Below are 14,385 nucleotides of genomic sequence, written 5' to 3'. Positions count from 1 at the left end.
TTATAGACTGAGAACCGGGTCGGCAGCGCCGGTTTAAACGGCGGCGAGAATCACATGCGCCTGAATTTTCGCGGCAACCGCGCCACCGCCATGCCGCGCTTCAATGGCGGCGGCGGCGCAATCTGTCGCGGTGTCGAGCCCTCCCGGTGCTCTCGCCTCAATTTCCGTCCGAAGAACGGTTCCCTGACAATAAGCCACGGCCGGAATGCGCGGTGAAGAGGCGCGGCTCTGCGCGGTCACCGTCTCAATCGTCACGCGGGAAAAACCGGCCGCCTCCAGCTCGCGGCGAATGAGTGCCGTGTCATGATAACCGTGCGGGGTACGGGCCATGAAACGCGGCGGATCATCGGGGAACAGGCGCGCCAGGGCGTTCGTCACATCATCCGCGAAGTGATTTTCCTCGATGCGGTCCCATACATTGAATAAATAATGTCCGCCGGGCTTCAATACCCGCTTTGCCTCGCGATAAGCCGACAAGCGATCATTAAAGAACATAGCGCCGAACTGGCAGAAGACGAGATCGAAAACGGCGCTTTCAAAAGGCAGCATCTGGGCATCCACCTGCTGCCATTTTATGCGGCGATCCGGCGCCTGTTGCGACGCCGCAAAATCGAGCATCGGCTGGTTGAGGTCGGTTACCACATAGTTTGCCGCGGGCAATAATCGGGGGGCCAATTCGCGCGTGACGGCGCCGGTGCCTGCGGCGATTTCCAGAATATCAATCGGCATCAAGGCCGCCGCCCGGCGCGCCAGATCGGCGGCGAATGGCGCAAAAATCAGCGGCACCATATAGCGGTCGTAATTTTCCGGAATCGAACCCGCAAACACCTTGTCCGCTTCCAACATGGCTTCCACCCTAGGGACATCTGATGACGGGGTGACTTTAGCACATATTCGGGACGTTCGGAATTCACGCGGTCCTGCGGAGCGTCGAAGATCCGCCTGAACGGACTTGCCGATATCATCTATATCGCGCGTGACGGCGATTGTCTCGGGACTTAATTTTATGGGAAGAGAAATGGCGCACCCGAAGAGATTCGAACTCCTGACCCCCAGATTCGTAGTCTGGTGCTCTATCCAGCTGAGCTACGGGTGCGTGCCGTTCCGGTCGTTTCCGGTGGCGTGGCGATCCTCTAAAACGTCCTCATTCCGAATGCAAGCGATTTCGCTTCGAAATTGTCATTTTTCCGCAGCAATTCATGTATCTCATTGATTATATTTGAAATTCCATGAGGATCATTTTCCACGAGCCAGATACCCTGTCCGTTTGGGCGGGGAGAATGATTGCACGAACCGGCTGCAAAGCAGGTTTTTCAGGCGGTTCTGGCCGCCTGTACGGAGGCGGCGCGGTCGGCGATCTCGATACGGAACTGCGTGCCGGGACCGGGCTTTTCGACGAGCGCGATCGTGCCGCCATGGGCAAGCACAAGTTCGCGGGCAATGACCAGCCCGAGGCCCGTGCCGCCGGAGCGGGCCGAACCCCTGAAAGCGGAAAACAGGTTCTCCTTGGCCTTGCGCGGCATGCCCGGCCCATTGTCGTCGATGACGATGCTGACGACGCTGCCGGCCCTCTGGGCCGAGATGGAGAGATGCCGAAGCGCGGCATTCGCGGTATCCGATTGCAGGGCCTGAACGGCATTGCGACAGAGATTGTGGATGACCCGGAAAAGCTGCTCGGAATCCGCATCGACCGTGAGGTCGGATGGCACGCTGTCCTGAAACTCGATGCCGCTATCCGGATCGAGCGCCAGAATATCGCGTACATCCCGCACCAAGAGGCTCAACTGCACCATCTTGCGTTTCGGTGCGCCTTCGGTCGCCTGGCCATAAGCAAGCACCTCGCCGGTATAGGCCACGGCGCGGTCGATGGTGCGCAGCAGTTTCGGCGCGAAGCTCCTGACCATCGGATCCTTGGCATCCACCAGACGGTCCGACATGAGCTGCGCGGAAGACAGGATGTTGCGCATGTCGTGATTGATCTTGGAGACCGCGAGGCCGAGATCCACGAGGTTCTTCTGCTGGCGCAGGGTCTTCTGCAGTTCGGTCTGCATGTCGGCGAGGTGGCGGCCCGCAACCGCCAGTTCGTCGGCCCCCTGCTCGGGCACGAAAATCCGCTCGGGATTGCCCGGATCCTCCGAGAAGTTCTGCATGCCGAGCGTCAGCCGGCGTATGGGCCGGATCATGATGCGGTTGATGGAGATGAAGATCAGGCCTGCGGTGATCAGCGACAGGACAATGGAAATCAGGAAAACGTTGCGGGCATAGGCAAGCATTGCCGCCCGCAGCTTGTTTTCGCCGAGCACCAGTTCGATGATCGTGTCGCTGTCGCCGACGACATCGAAAACCCGGATGACGCGGTTGCCGCCGAACAGCAGGGTGGAAAAGGCGTCCCGCACCGCCGCCACCTGCGAAACGTCGGAAAGATCATATTGCTCATCGACGCCAGGCGGCGTTTCCGCCACGGCGAGCAGGCGTGAGGTGCCGTCCTTGCGCAGCGCGATAAGCTTCGCCCCGGTTGCCATCAGCGTGTCGTTCTGCACGCTTCGCGGCAGTTCGGCCTGCAGGCCGTCGATAACAGCGCCGGCGGCCGCAGCCGTGTTCAGACGGTCGCGCAACCATGAAAGACGCATATTGGCGACGGAAGGCACGAAGATCAGCACTTCGGCGATCATCACGAAGATGACCGTGAGCAGCAGCAGCCGTCCCGAAAGACCGGCGGTCAATCCCGGCATGCAATGCACCGGATCGTCTTGCGTGCGGTCCAAGCTGTCTACGCCTTTAGAAAACACCGGGCCATGATCCTGTATGCGCGCCGCTGCTTGCGTGGAACGGCTCGGTTTATATGCAGCGATGATAATAGGACCTAATGGATATTTTTCCAATGCGCTGCAAAATAAAGGTTTTCATTGCCGGAAAAACAAACGCCGCCCGGCAAGGGCGGCGTTCGAAGGTAAGCCGGTTTGAAGCGGACCGCTGGTCGTCTAGAACTCCTGCCAGTCGCCATGCGCGGGTGCTGCCGCAGGCTGGGCATTGAGCGCGCGACTGACGCTGTTCATCAACTTTCGGGCCGGAGACGCCACCGCCGGCGTCCTGCCGGAGACTGCCACCGGTCCGGCGGAGACCGTCATCGGCCTCGCGGGCTGCTCGATGCGGGGCGCGCGCTGCACATTCTCCGCGCCGACGTTGAAGCGCGCCACGAGCGTCACGAGATGGTCGGCCTCGCTGCTCAGCTTGTGGGTTGCGGCCGAAGTCTCCTCCACCATGGCGGCGTTGCGCTGCGTTACCTGGTCCATCTGGTTAATGGCGGTATTCACCTCATGCAGGCCGGTGGACTGTTCCCTGGCGGCCGTGGCGATCGAATGGATGTGCTCGTTGATTGCCAGAACGCGGGTCTCGATCTCGCTCAGTGCGCCGCCGGTTCTCTGCACCAGCGATACGCCACGCCCGACCTCCTCGCCGGATTTGGTGATCAGCGCCTTGATGTCCTTCGCAGCCGTTGCGGACCGTTGCGCAAGTTCTCGCACTTCCTGAGCGACGACGGCAAAGCCCTTGCCCGCTTCACCCGCACGGGCGGCTTCCACGCCGGCATTCAGCGCCAGCAGGTTGGTCTGGAAGGCGATTTCGTCAATGACGTTGATGATCTGGCTGATTTCGCGCGAGGCGTGCTCGATGCGATCCATGGCGGACACGGCATCGCGCACGACATTGGCGGACTCTTCCGTCTTCTGCTTCGTTTCGGCAACCATGGCGCTGGCTTCCTGCGCACGATCGGTCGAATTGCGGACGACGGCGGTAATTTCATCCAGAGCAGCGGAGGTTTCCTCCAGCGCCGCCGCCTGCTGTTCGGTCCGCTTAGACAGGTCGTCGGCCGCCGAGCGCAATTCGTTCGCGTTGCCGCTGATGCCTTCCGTGCTACCGCGCACTTCGCGCATCGTCTCGCGCAGCTTCGTCAGCGTCTGATTGACGTTCCCCTGGAGTTCAGCGAAGACGCCGCGGAACTCGCCATCCATTCTCTCCGTCAGATCGCCCCGCGCAAGGCCTTCGATGACGCGGCTGGTCTCGGATACGCCATTATGGACGCCGGTGAGGAGCGAATTGATCGTCGCGGCGAAACGATTGAGGTTGTCGTCGCCATAATCCTTGTTGATGCGGCGGCTGAAATCGCCCTGGGCCGCAGCGTCGACGACGATGGCCATGCCGGCCTGCAGATCGTCGCTCTTGGCGCGCATGGCGGCTTCCTGCGCATTCATGCGGCGCACTTCGCTGCCGTTTTTCTTGAAGACCTCGACGGCCGCAGCCATTTCGCCGATTTCGTCGTTGCGGCCGAGATAGGGGACGTCCGCGTCGAGATTTCCATCGGCCACGGCATTCATCACCTGCGAAACCCTGCGGATCGGCGCGCTGAGCTGCCGCGTTCCGATGTAGAGGCCGAAGGCGGCTCCCGCGCCGACACCTGCAACCGTCACCGCGACGATCACCCAGAATATGGCGGTGCTGAAAGAATCGACTCCCGCCTTCACGACTTCGAGCTCGGCAAGGTCGTTTTTCACGACGCTGTCGATCTCCGCCTGATAGGCCTTGCGGTTGGCGCGGTTCGCCTCGTTATTGCCCTGCTGGCTGGCCGCCTGCGGCCCGTTTTCCTTCGCCAGTCGCACGGTCTCCAGACGGAAGGTGCGGAACTCCTTGGACCGGCCGACAAGCTTGTCGAAACTCGCCTGCTGTTCCGCCGGCACGAGCGGCGCCCAGCTGGCAATGAGCTTTTCCATGGCATCGAGGTTTTTGACCATGCCGTCGGCAAAGGGGGTGGCTGCCGCCACATCGGCTGCCGCGTAGACACCGCGTGCCTCCATGACGACTGCCGTTACCAGACGGTTGAGTGCCTCGCCCTTGTAAGCCCTCTCGGCGGTTTCCTCGAAATGATGCGACCGAACCCGGAATTCGTTGATCGCATAGATGGACAGCCCGCCAATGGTACAGGCCACAAGGCTCATCAGCCCGACAAGAAGATTGATACGACCGCGAATTCTCAACTTCGTTCCCCCAACAAAAACCAGCCGCGCGATGAAAATGGGAAGCTGGCATAACTTTTCGCGTCACAAGATTTATCAATGCTGCGTTAAGAAAGAATTTCAGATTTTATCGATTGCGCGCCGGAATCGGCCTCTATCGGCAGTCGGCGAAGGAGATGGCGGTGCGTTTTCCGCAAAAGGTGAAGCGCGAAAACCCCTTCGGCAATTGACTTTGTTCGGCCTATGCCCTTATAAGCCGCGCACGCTCGGCCATTGAAAGCTCGCCCAGGCGGGGTTAGCCGTGCAAAAAACGAAACGCTCTTGCAAATTATTGCAAATTCAAGAAGGGCCGCACACCGCGGTATTAAATAAATGTCGAAGCGTACTTACCAACCGTCCAAGCTTGTCCGCAAGCGTCGCCATGGCTTCCGCGCCCGTATGGCTACCGCCGGCGGCCGCAAGGTTCTCGCAGCCCGCCGTGCGCGCGGCCGCGCTCGTCTTTCGGCTTAATTGCCGCCTCTGTGACCCGGTGAAAGTCGCGGGCACATGAGTAAGACAGGAAAACTGCCCGGCCGGCTTAAAAACCGGTCGGATTTCCTTGCCGTTCAGGCAGGAGAAAAACGGCGGGGAGGCACCTTTCTTCTGGAAGTGCTTGACCGGAAAGCCCCGGAAACCGAGCCTCGCGTCGGTTTTACCGTAACGAAAAGACAAGGCAACGCGGTCGAGCGAAATCGCATGCGCCGCCGTCTCAAGGAAGCCGTCAGGCTTTCTGCCGGATTCGCAATGAAGCCCGGTCATGACTATGTGATTGTCGCCCGCAGGGACGTGCTCGATACGGCCTTCCCGAAACTTCAGTCTCTCCTTAACGAGCGAATTGAAGGAACGGCGAAACCGAAACGGTCCCAGGAGACCCGCTCCAGGAAAGAATGATGGAAAAGAACCGTAATTACTTCATCGCGATAGCCCTTTCGGTTGTCATCGTCCTCGCCTGGCAATTCCTTTACATGAATCCGCGTATCGAGCAGCAGCGCCGCGCCGAAGAGGCCCGCCAGGCGCAGCAGCAGACGACGCAGCAACAGCAGCCGGCGCCGGGCGCCGCACCAGGTGCTGCCGTTGAAGGCGCACCGCCCGCCTCCTCACCGCAGACTGCCGCCACGGCGACCCGCGAAGAGTCGATTGCGAGAACCCAGCGCGTCGCCATCGAGACCAACGCCATCGCCGGCTCGATCAACCTGACCGGCGCCCGCTTCGATGACATCCGGCTCAAGGACTACCATGAGACCGTCGATGACTCGAGCCCGATCATCACGCTGTTCTCGCCCTCCGACACCAAGGACGGCTACTTCACCGAACTCGGTTACGTTGCGGCACAGGAAGTCGGCGGCGTTCCCGGCCCGACCACCGTGTGGACGCTGGCAAGCGGCGACAAGCTGACGGAAACCACTCCGGTCACCCTCACCTACACCAATTCCAAGGGTGTGATTTTCTCCCGCACGGTTTCGATCGACGAGCATTACATGATCTCCGTCGCCGACAAGGTGGAGAACCCCGGACAGGCGGCGATCTCCTTTGCCACCTATGGCCGCGTGACGCGCAACAACAAGCCCGCAGTTCCCCCGGTCTTCGTCATCCATGAAGGTTTCCTCGGCGTTTCGGGCAAAGACGGCAGCCTGACGGAAGAAAAGTACAAGGACGTCGAAGAAGCACCGGTAACGGTTGCCAAGGCGACCGGCGGCTGGCTCGGCATCACCGACAAATATTGGGCCGCGGCCATCGTTCCGCCGCAGACGACGCCGTTCGAAACCCGTTATTCGCACATCACCGGCAATCAGCCGAGCTATCAGGCCGATTTCAAGAGCGACCCGCTGACGGTCGAGCCCGGCCAGTCGATCGAGCTGAAGAGCCTCGTTTTCGCTGGCGCCAAGGAAGTGCCGCTGGTCGATCGTTACGAGACGACTTACGCCATTCCGAAGTTCGACCTTCTGATCGACTGGGGCTGGTTCTACTTCATCACCAAGCCGATGTTCAAACTGATGGATTTCTTCTTCCGTTATTTTGGTAATTTCGGTGTGGCGATCCTGCTCACCACCATCGTCGTCAAGGCGCTCTTCTTCCCGCTCGCCAGCAAGCAATATGCTTCCATGGCGAACATGAAGCGCGTGCAGCCGAAGATGGAAGAGTTGAAGGCCAAGCATGGCGATGACCGCATGGCCATGCAGCAGGCAATGATGCAGCTCTACAAGGAAGAGAAGATCAATCCTGTTGCCGGCTGCTGGCCGATGCTTTTGCAGATCCCGGTCTTCTTCGCGCTCTACAAGGTCATCTACGTCACCATCGAAATGCGGCATGCGCCGTTCTTCGGCTGGATTCACGACCTTTCCGCGCCGGATCCGACGTCGCTGTTCAACCTCTTCGGCCTTCTGCCCTATGATGTGCCGCACTTCCTGATGATCGGTGTCTGGCCGCTGGTCATGGGCATCACCATGTTCCTGCAGATGCGCATGAACCCGACGCCGCCCGATCCGACGCAGGCGATGATCTTCAACTGGATGCCGCTGATCTTCACCTTCATGCTGGCCTCCTTCCCGGCAGGTCTGGTCATCTACTGGGCATGGAACAATACGCTCTCCATCACCCAGCAGGCCGTCATCATGAAGCGCCAGGGCGCCAAGATCGAGCTGTTCGATAACATCAAGGGGCTGTTCAAGCGAAAGCCGGTGCAATCGAAATGAGTGAGACCGGCACGGCAACCGAAAAGCCCCTGTTCGGGCGACCCTGGATTTTCATTCGCGGCGTTCCCGCAATGAAATTCCTGCCGCCCGAAGGCCCGCCGGAGATTGCCTTCGCCGGTCGTTCGAATGTCGGCAAGTCCTCGCTCATCAATGCGCTGGTGGGCCACAAGGGGCTTGCCCGCACGTCCAATACGCCCGGACGCACGCAGGAACTGAACTACTTCGTTCCGGATGGTTATTCCGGCGAAGCGGGCGATCTGCCGCCGATGGCGCTGGTCGACATGCCCGGTTACGGTTATGCGCAGGCCCCGAAGGATCAGGTCGATGCCTGGACCAAGCTCGTCTTCGATTATCTGCGCGGCCGTGCGACGCTGAAGCGCGTTTACGTGCTGATCGATTCCCGCCACGGCGTGAAAAAGAACGACGAGGAGGTTCTGACCCTGCTCGACAAGGCGGCCGTTTCCTATCAGATCGTGCTGACGAAGACCGACAAGATCAAAGATGCCGGCGTTCCGCGGCTGATCGGCGAAACGCTGGAGAAAATCCGCAAGCGTCCCGCCGCCTATCCGGAAGTTCTCGCCACATCCTCGGAAAAATCATTCGGGCTGGATAGCCTGCGGGCCGAGATCGTCAGAACGATCTCTCTTTGAGAGACACACCTCTCAGGCGATGGTGAAAAGCAGAACGGCGGTCCAGAGCGTCGCCGTCAACGCCAGAAGGCGCCAGAAGCGCACGGAATGCCAGACCTCCGAAAGCATGGCTGCGAACATGCTGCCACCCCGTAGCGGCTGGCCCCTGAATGGCAGGCCGGAGCGGCCTGGGTCCCGTTCAAGCAGCGCGGCGACGGTCGCGTTTTCGCGATATTCGGTTTCCGCCAGATTGTCCCGCCAGCGCCTGACCATGGCCGCGAACTGGCGGTCGCGTTTGACGCGCTTGGCAAGCTCCGCCATGCTTTCCGGCGGCAGGGCACCCAGCACATATTCGCCCGCAAGGACTTCATCCCGCAAACCGCTTTGCTTGTCTCGATCGGGTGCCGTCATGTGGTCTCTCGCTCCTCGGTCGTTCAGGTCAGCATCGCTCCCGCGGCGCGCGATATCCCATATCGCCCTGAATTAACCCCTCCCCTTTCCCCTGCAAGGCTGGTCCCATTGGGCCTTTATGTCAATCTCATTACGGGGCCGGGACAGCCAAAAAAAAGAAATTTGACCGCTGCCGACACAATAAGGCCAGGAGGTTATTTCATCCGTCAAAGACTTGCTTTAGAGCGGTGACAGGCTTTCAACGGCCGCAACCACAGACCGAGGTTTTTAGATGACGTCTTCCGAAAGCGAAACTCAGGCGCGGCTGCTCGCACAGGCTCTGCCTTTCATGCAGAAATACGAGAACAAGACCATCGTGGTGAAATATGGCGGTCACGCCATGGGGGATTCCACGCTCGGCAAGGCTTTCGCGGAAGACATCGCCCTTTTGAAGCAATCCGGCATTAACCCCATCGTCGTACATGGCGGCGGCCCGCAGATCGGCGCGATGCTGACCAAGATGGGCATCGAATCGAAATTCGAGGGCGGCCTGCGCGTCACCGACGCCAAGACGGTCGAGATCGTCGAAATGGTTCTGGCCGGCTCGATCAACAAGGAAATCGTCGCCCTTATCAACCAGACGGGTGAATGGGCGATCGGCCTGTGCGGCAAGGACGGCAACATGGTCTTCGCCGAAAAGGCGAAAAAGACCGTCATCGATCCTGACAGCAATATCGAACGTGTGCTCGATCTCGGCTTTGTCGGGGAAGTCACCGAAGTCGACCGCACCCTGCTCGACCTGCTCGCCAAGTCGGAAATGATCCCGGTCATCGCCCCGGTCGCGCCAGGCCGCGATGGCGCCACCTACAATATCAACGCCGATACCTTCGCCGGCGCGATTGCGGGTGCGCTTCACGCCTCGCGTCTGCTGTTTCTCACCGACGTTCCCGGCGTTCTCGACAAGAACAAGGAACTCATCAAGGAACTCACCGTCTCGCAGGCGCGTGCGCTCATCAAGGACGGCACGATTTCCGGCGGTATGATCCCGAAGGTCGAGACCTGCATCGACGCCATCAAGGCCGGTGTTCAGGGCGTGGTGATCCTCAACGGCAAGACGCCGCATTCCGTGCTTCTGGAAATCTTCACGGAAGGCGCCGGCACGCTCATCGTGCCCTGATGTGCTTCAGGTGGCGGACGGCAAGCCTGTCCGCCACAACAACTGGCATTCAGCCGAATGCCAGCAGCGACAGCACACCCACGACAATCAGCAGGCAGCCGGACAGTTCGAGCCGGTTGATCTTCTCCTTGAAGAAAAGCACGGTCGAGGCGAAGGCGAAGAGCATCTCCACCTGCGCCAATGCCTTCACCACGGCGGCCTGCTGCAGGGTCATCGCCGTAAACCAGCCGAACGAGGCCGTAGCGCCCACGAAACCGACCGCAAGCGACGGTTTCCACACCCTGGCGATGCGCCGCAACTCTTCCCGTTCGCGCCAGACGATCCACAGGAACATCGAAACCGTCTGCATGACGATGACGACAACGAGGGTAAAGCCCGCCTGCATCATCGCGTCCGGAGCGGGAAGGCTCGGCGCAAGCGCAAGCGACGCCGATCGGTAGGCGACCGATGACAGGCCGAAGAAAGCCCCCGAGGCAAGGCCGATACCCGCCGTCCGGCTGAAGATCGACGTGAAGAAGGAAGCGGGCGTGACTTCCGTGCGTGCCACCGAAATCAGCATGACGCCGGCGACCGAGATGGCGATGGCCGCCAATGTGCCGCCATTGACGCTTTCCCCGATGAAAATAAGCGCGAACAGCGCTGCCTGCGCCGGTTCTGTGCGGGAATAGGCCGTTCCAACCGCGAAGTTGCGGAACGAGAACAGGTGCACCAGCAGGAAGGTGGCGGCGATCTGCGCCATGGCGCCGACCGTCGCCCACACGGCAAAGGACGTGTTGGGCACCGGCAGAGGGCGACCGAGCCCGAAATGCAGGAAAGCAAGATAGGCGAGAGCGAAAGGCATGCCGAACACGAAGCGCACGAAGGTCGCGCCCGTGGTGCCCATCATGCCCTTGAGGTGCTTCTGCAGGGTCGAGCGCAGGTTCTGCAAGAACGCGCTTGCGAAAGTGATGCCTATCCAGAGTTCCATGGCCTTGGCGGTATCATGGGCCGGAGGCCGCAGCCAAGCCCGATTTTCTGATCAATCGTCGTCTTTTCGATTTTCTTCGGCTTTCGAAACGGGCATAAAGCAGGCCATGGACACAAAGCCGAAAAACCTGCCCGAAGCCGCCGATTTCGACCATGTGAGCGAATGGGTCTTCGATCTCGACAACACGCTCTATCCGCATCACATCAATCTGTTTTCGCAGATCGACCGTAACATGACGGCCTATGTGGCGGAGCTTCTGAAGCTCGATCCCGACGAGGCCCGGGCGCTGCAGAAACGCTATTATCATGACCACGGCACGACGCTTCAGGGCCTGATGATCCACTACGGCATCAGCCCGGACGAGTTTCTGGAACGCGCCCATGCCATCGATTATTCGGCGCTGAAGCCGCATCCGGAACTCGGCGAGGCAATCAAGGCTTTGCCGGGCCGCAAATTCATTCTTACCAATGGCAGCGTCAAACATGCGCAGGCCGCCGCCGGTGCGCTCGGCATTCTCGATCATTTCGAGGATATTTTCGATATCGTCGCTGCGGGCTATCTGCCGAAACCGGCCAGCGCGACCTATGAGAAGTTCGCGGCGCTTGCGAAACTCGACACGCAAAAAGCCGCCATGTTCGAGGATTTACCCCGCAATCTCGCGGCGCCCAAAGCGCTCGGCATGAAGACCGTTCTGCTCGTCCCCGCCAATCTCGAGGGCATCATCATGGAACGCTGGGAAATCCCCGCCGTCACGGATGCGCATATCGACTACATCACCGACGACCTGACCGGTTTCCTGACGAAAACCATCGCAGGCTGAGCAGCGAACATTACCGAAGCTTCATCCACCTTACGGATGTTTAAGTGGTGAGGCGCATTGGACGTCACTATCTTCTCTTCAGGGACACCAAAGAAAGGTAATGACGATGACCACACGAAAAATCGCCCTGTCTGCTCTTGGCGCAGCCCTTTTGATCGGCACGGCCGCGACGGCAAGCTTTGCCGCCCCACCCGCTCCGGGCAAAGGCCATGGCGAGCGCATGCCGATCCGCCAGGAAGCGGCCTTCGTTCACCTGCTGAAGGTGGCTGACAGCAACAAGGACGGCAAGATTTCCAAGGAGGAATTCGCCGCCCGTCAGGACGCGCTCTTCACAGAGATCGACAAGGACAAGGACGGCTCGATCACGCCGAAGGAAATGCGTGAGTATCGCCAGGCGAAAATGGAAGCTTTCCGCGCCGCCAATCCGCGCCCCGAGCGTGAGGACGCCAAAGCCGAAGACGGCAAGGGCCCCGAGGGCAAGCGCGCCGAAAGACATGCCGAGCGCGAACATGGCGGCCGTTTCGGCCATCAGGGCTGGGGTAAGCATGGCGGCAAGGGCGCAGGTTTCGCGCTGATCCGCTGGGCCGATACCGACGAGAACGGTCAGGTCAGCAAGGCCGAATTCACCGCCGCCGGCGAAAAGATGTTCGAACGGCTGGACAAGAACAAGGACGGCGTCATCTCCATCGACGACATGCCGGACCGCCCGTTCCTTTAACCCGCTAAAGAAAAAGCCCGCTCAAAAGCGGGCTTTTTTCTTCAATGCAGGCTGACGGTCTGGAGATCGTCTTCGGCAGCCTTGAAAAACGTACTGGACCGGTTGTCCGTCAGGAGGATCGGCGTACCATCTGCACCGAACAGCGCCCAAAGGTCCAATTGCGGATCGAGATCGGGCGCTTCCGGGAAACAGCGGCTGACGTCTTCCGCGCGGATCTTGCGGATATATCCCACTTCTCCTTCGCCGATATGGGCGAGCTGGGATTGGGTGAGACGCGCATGCGCTTCTTTCAACAGCATATTTCAGCCTCCTTCTTCACGCCGAGCGATTCGTGTCGGATTCCGGCGTTCACGTTCTACTCTGAGACGGAAATATTAATTTTCTTCACCACGTTTGAAATTTCCGGCCGGACCAGATCGATGGAAAGAAGGCCGTTGCGCAAGCGCGCTTCCCTGACCTGCATGCCATCGGCAAGCACGAAAACCCGCTGGAACTGGCGGGCCGCGATGCCGCGATAGAGAAAATCGCGCTTCTCCTGTTCCTGCTGGCGTCCGCGAATGACGAGCTGGTTATCGGCCGTCGTCACATCCAGATCGTCCTGCGAAAAACCGGCAACCGCGATGGTGATGCGCAGGCGTTCCGGCACATCGCCGCTGCCCGGCAGGCGCTCGATATTATAGGGAGGATAGCCGTCATTGGCCTTCGCCATGCGCTCCAGCGTTTTTTCCATGGCATCAAAACCCAGCAAAAGCGGGTGGGTGAATGGCGTCATGTGGCTCATGTCTCTTTTGTCCTTGCAACCAAGCGACGTTTCGCGGTCCCGCTTCCGGCAACCTCGCCGGTCAATCGCACCGGCCCCTGCAATATGGGAAGCACAACCGCAATACGCAAGACGCGGCGACGAGCAAAGGGGACACTGGGGAATGAGGCTTGACAAGTGAGCACCCGCCGCTCGAAAAAAGCGCTCATCTCAACGGCGGGCAAGACATGGCAGAACGCAGAAAAATCATTATCGACACCGATCCGGGCCAGGACGACGCAGCGGCAATCATGCTCGCCTTCGCAAGCCCGGAGGAAATCGACATTCTCGGATTGTGCGCCGTCGCCGGCAACGTTCCGCTGAAGCTCACCAGCCGCAACATCCGCATCATCAGCGAATTGTGCGGCCGCACCGATATTCCCGTCTATGAGGGCGCCGAGAAGCCGCTGGTGCGCAAGCCCATCACCGCCGAGCACGTTCACGGCAGCACCGGCCTCGACGGCCCGGTTCTCGATGAGCCGACAATGGAAGCGCAAAAGCAGCACGCGGTCGATTTCATCATCGAAACGCTGATGCGGGAACCCGCCGGCACCGTAACGCTCTGCACGCTCGGGGCGCTGACCAATGTGGCGCTGGCGCTCCTGAAGGCGCCGGAAATCGCCGACCGCGTCAAAGAACTGGTGATGATGGGCGGCGGCTTCTTCGAGGGCGGCAACATCACGCCGGCGGCGGAATTCAACATCTATGTCGACCCGCAGGCCGCCGATATCGTCTTCCGCTCCGGCATGCCGATCGTCATGATGCCGCTCGACGTCACCCATAAGTTGCTGACAACCAAGGCTCGGGTCAGCCGCATTCGCGACATTGGCACGCGGCCGGCCATCGCCATGGCGGAAATGCTGGAATTCTTCGAGCGTTTCGATATCGAAAAATACGGCTCGGACGGCGGCCCGCTGCATGATCCGACCGTCATTGCCTATCTCGTCAAACCCGAACTGTTTCAGGGTCGCGAGTGCAATGTCGAAATCGAGGTCCATTCGGAACTCACCATGGGCATGACCGTGGTGGACTGGTGGCATGTTACCGAACGACCCGCCAATGCCCGCGTGATGCGAAATGTGGATGCCGACGGCTTCTTCGAGTTGCTGACGGAACGTTTCGCCCGTCTGTGACGGAAGCGGAC

General features: G+C 60.1%; 15 protein-coding genes and 1 tRNA gene. 8 read left to right on the top strand and 8 right to left on the bottom strand.

What is annotated here, in order from left to right; translation table 11 throughout:
• Positions 1-33 precede the first annotated feature (33 nt).
• The 4 genes from ACQZ60_RS01615 to ACQZ60_RS01600 form a co-directional block, all read right to left on the bottom strand.
• Positions 34-846, bottom strand: coding sequence for a class I SAM-dependent methyltransferase (locus tag ACQZ60_RS01615; protein WP_448734653.1), 813 nt, complete (start codon positions 844-846; stop codon positions 34-36).
• A 173-nt stretch (positions 847-1,019) separates the two neighbouring features.
• Positions 1,020-1,096, bottom strand: a tRNA-Arg gene (locus ACQZ60_RS01610).
• Positions 1,097-1,313: 217 nt separating this feature from the next.
• On the bottom strand, positions 1,314-2,732 hold the full coding sequence (locus tag ACQZ60_RS01605) for an ATP-binding protein (RefSeq protein ID WP_003520029.1): 1,419 nt from the start codon (positions 2,730-2,732) through the stop codon (positions 1,314-1,316).
• A 249-nt stretch (positions 2,733-2,981) separates the two neighbouring features.
• The gene (locus ACQZ60_RS01600; protein ID WP_448734652.1) at positions 2,982-5,030 is read right to left on the bottom strand and encodes a methyl-accepting chemotaxis protein; all 2,049 of its coding nucleotides are present in this window, start codon (positions 5,028-5,030) and stop codon (positions 2,982-2,984) included.
• A 351-nt stretch (positions 5,031-5,381) separates the two neighbouring features.
• Here ACQZ60_RS01600 and rpmH point away from each other — a divergent pair, with 351 nt between their 5' ends.
• From rpmH to yihA, 4 genes are read left to right on the top strand one after another with little or no spacing between them, the layout of a single operon-like run.
• The gene (gene rpmH, locus ACQZ60_RS01595; protein ID WP_003493611.1) at positions 5,382-5,519 is read left to right on the top strand and encodes a 50S ribosomal protein L34; all 138 of its coding nucleotides are present in this window, start codon (positions 5,382-5,384) and stop codon (positions 5,517-5,519) included.
• Between the two features lie 36 nt (positions 5,520-5,555).
• Positions 5,556-5,939 (top strand): ribonuclease P protein component, encoded by a 384-nt coding sequence (rnpA, locus tag ACQZ60_RS01590; protein ID WP_003520031.1) that lies wholly within the window; start codon positions 5,556-5,558, stop codon positions 5,937-5,939.
• The gene (yidC, locus tag ACQZ60_RS01585; protein WP_003520032.1) at positions 5,939-7,741 is read left to right on the top strand and encodes a membrane protein insertase YidC; all 1,803 of its coding nucleotides are present in this window, start codon (positions 5,939-5,941) and stop codon (positions 7,739-7,741) included. Before rnpA ends, yidC begins: the two co-directional genes overlap by 1 nt.
• Complete coding sequence (yihA, locus tag ACQZ60_RS01580) at positions 7,738-8,391, top strand: ribosome biogenesis GTP-binding protein YihA/YsxC (RefSeq protein ID WP_035263945.1); 654 nt, start codon at positions 7,738-7,740, stop codon at positions 8,389-8,391. The genes yidC and yihA overlap by 4 nt, the downstream gene beginning before the upstream one ends.
• A gap of 12 nt (positions 8,392-8,403) precedes the next feature.
• On the opposite strand, the gene ACQZ60_RS01575 is transcribed toward yihA, so the two are convergent.
• Positions 8,404-8,781, bottom strand: a complete 378-nt coding sequence (locus ACQZ60_RS01575) for a hypothetical protein (RefSeq protein WP_269828265.1) — start codon at positions 8,779-8,781, stop codon at positions 8,404-8,406.
• Positions 8,782-9,052: 271 nt separating this feature from the next.
• Between ACQZ60_RS01575 and argB the strand changes: the two genes are divergently transcribed.
• Entirely contained in the window at positions 9,053-9,937 is an 885-nt protein-coding gene (gene argB / locus ACQZ60_RS01570) for an acetylglutamate kinase (protein WP_003503698.1), read from the top strand.
• A gap of 49 nt (positions 9,938-9,986) precedes the next feature.
• Here argB and ACQZ60_RS01565 read toward each other — a convergent pair whose 3' ends face one another.
• Positions 9,987-10,904, bottom strand: coding sequence for a DMT family transporter (locus ACQZ60_RS01565; RefSeq protein ID WP_031234346.1), 918 nt, complete (start codon positions 10,902-10,904; stop codon positions 9,987-9,989).
• Between the two features lie 106 nt (positions 10,905-11,010).
• Here ACQZ60_RS01565 and ACQZ60_RS01560 point away from each other — a divergent pair, with 106 nt between their 5' ends.
• Together ACQZ60_RS01560 and ACQZ60_RS01555 are read left to right on the top strand one after the other, a co-directional pair.
• Positions 11,011-11,724 carry a pyrimidine 5'-nucleotidase gene (locus tag ACQZ60_RS01560; protein ID WP_035263943.1) on the top strand — a complete coding sequence of 238 codons (714 nt, stop codon included), beginning with the start codon at positions 11,011-11,013 and terminating at the stop codon, positions 11,722-11,724.
• 100 nt (positions 11,725-11,824) lie between these two features.
• A complete protein-coding gene (locus tag ACQZ60_RS01555) occupies positions 11,825-12,442 on the top strand; it encodes an EF-hand domain-containing protein (protein WP_035263941.1) in 618 nt (205 codons plus the stop codon).
• A gap of 41 nt (positions 12,443-12,483) precedes the next feature.
• Here the strand turns inward: ACQZ60_RS01555 and ACQZ60_RS01550 are convergent, their stop codons facing one another.
• Both ACQZ60_RS01550 and ACQZ60_RS01545 read right to left on the bottom strand, forming a co-directional pair.
• Positions 12,484-12,741, bottom strand: coding sequence for a BQ00720 family protein (locus ACQZ60_RS01550; RefSeq protein WP_003520040.1), 258 nt, complete (start codon positions 12,739-12,741; stop codon positions 12,484-12,486).
• A 56-nt stretch (positions 12,742-12,797) separates the two neighbouring features.
• A complete protein-coding gene (locus tag ACQZ60_RS01545) occupies positions 12,798-13,223 on the bottom strand; it encodes an Hsp20 family protein (RefSeq protein WP_020812455.1) in 426 nt (141 codons plus the stop codon).
• Between the two features lie 206 nt (positions 13,224-13,429).
• Between ACQZ60_RS01545 and ACQZ60_RS01540 the strand changes: the two genes are divergently transcribed.
• Positions 13,430-14,374: a nucleoside hydrolase gene (locus ACQZ60_RS01540; protein WP_020812454.1), complete on the top strand. Its 945-nt coding sequence runs from the start codon at positions 13,430-13,432 to the stop codon at positions 14,372-14,374.
• Positions 14,375-14,385: the final 11 nt, after the last annotated feature.

The organism is Agrobacterium sp. 22-223-1 (genome assembly GCF_053522385.1).
Note: the sequence above shows the minus strand (reverse complement) of the source record. Positions and strands in the feature narration are given on the sequence as shown.

What these genes read in the sequence shown, in the direction of transcription:
- ACQZ60_RS01545 (WP_020812455.1), bottom strand. Translation starts at nt 13,223, where the DNA reads ATGAGCCACATGACGCCATTCACCCACCCGCTTTTGCTGGGTTTTGAT.
- ACQZ60_RS01605 (WP_003520029.1), bottom strand. Translation starts at nt 2,732, where the DNA reads ATGCCGGGATTGACCGCCGGTCTTTCGGGACGGCTGCTGCTGCTCACG.
- ACQZ60_RS01615 (WP_448734653.1), bottom strand. Translation starts at nt 846, where the DNA reads ATGTTGGAAGCGGACAAGGTGTTTGCGGGTTCGATTCCGGAAAATTAC.
- yihA (WP_035263945.1), top strand. Translation starts at nt 7,738, where the DNA reads ATGAGTGAGACCGGCACGGCAACCGAAAAGCCCCTGTTCGGGCGACCC.
- ACQZ60_RS01565 (WP_031234346.1), bottom strand. Translation starts at nt 10,904, where the DNA reads ATGGAACTCTGGATAGGCATCACTTTCGCAAGCGCGTTCTTGCAGAAC.
- rnpA (WP_003520031.1), top strand. Translation starts at nt 5,556, where the DNA reads ATGAGTAAGACAGGAAAACTGCCCGGCCGGCTTAAAAACCGGTCGGAT.
- yidC (WP_003520032.1), top strand. Translation starts at nt 5,939, where the DNA reads ATGGAAAAGAACCGTAATTACTTCATCGCGATAGCCCTTTCGGTTGTC.
- ACQZ60_RS01540 (WP_020812454.1), top strand. Translation starts at nt 13,430, where the DNA reads ATGGCAGAACGCAGAAAAATCATTATCGACACCGATCCGGGCCAGGAC.
- ACQZ60_RS01550 (WP_003520040.1), bottom strand. Translation starts at nt 12,741, where the DNA reads ATGCTGTTGAAAGAAGCGCATGCGCGTCTCACCCAATCCCAGCTCGCC.
- argB (WP_003503698.1), top strand. Translation starts at nt 9,053, where the DNA reads ATGACGTCTTCCGAAAGCGAAACTCAGGCGCGGCTGCTCGCACAGGCT.
- ACQZ60_RS01575 (WP_269828265.1), bottom strand. Translation starts at nt 8,781, where the DNA reads ATGACGGCACCCGATCGAGACAAGCAAAGCGGTTTGCGGGATGAAGTC.
- ACQZ60_RS01560 (WP_035263943.1), top strand. Translation starts at nt 11,011, where the DNA reads ATGGACACAAAGCCGAAAAACCTGCCCGAAGCCGCCGATTTCGACCAT.
- ACQZ60_RS01555 (WP_035263941.1), top strand. Translation starts at nt 11,825, where the DNA reads ATGACGATGACCACACGAAAAATCGCCCTGTCTGCTCTTGGCGCAGCC.
- rpmH (WP_003493611.1), top strand. Translation starts at nt 5,382, where the DNA reads ATGTCGAAGCGTACTTACCAACCGTCCAAGCTTGTCCGCAAGCGTCGC.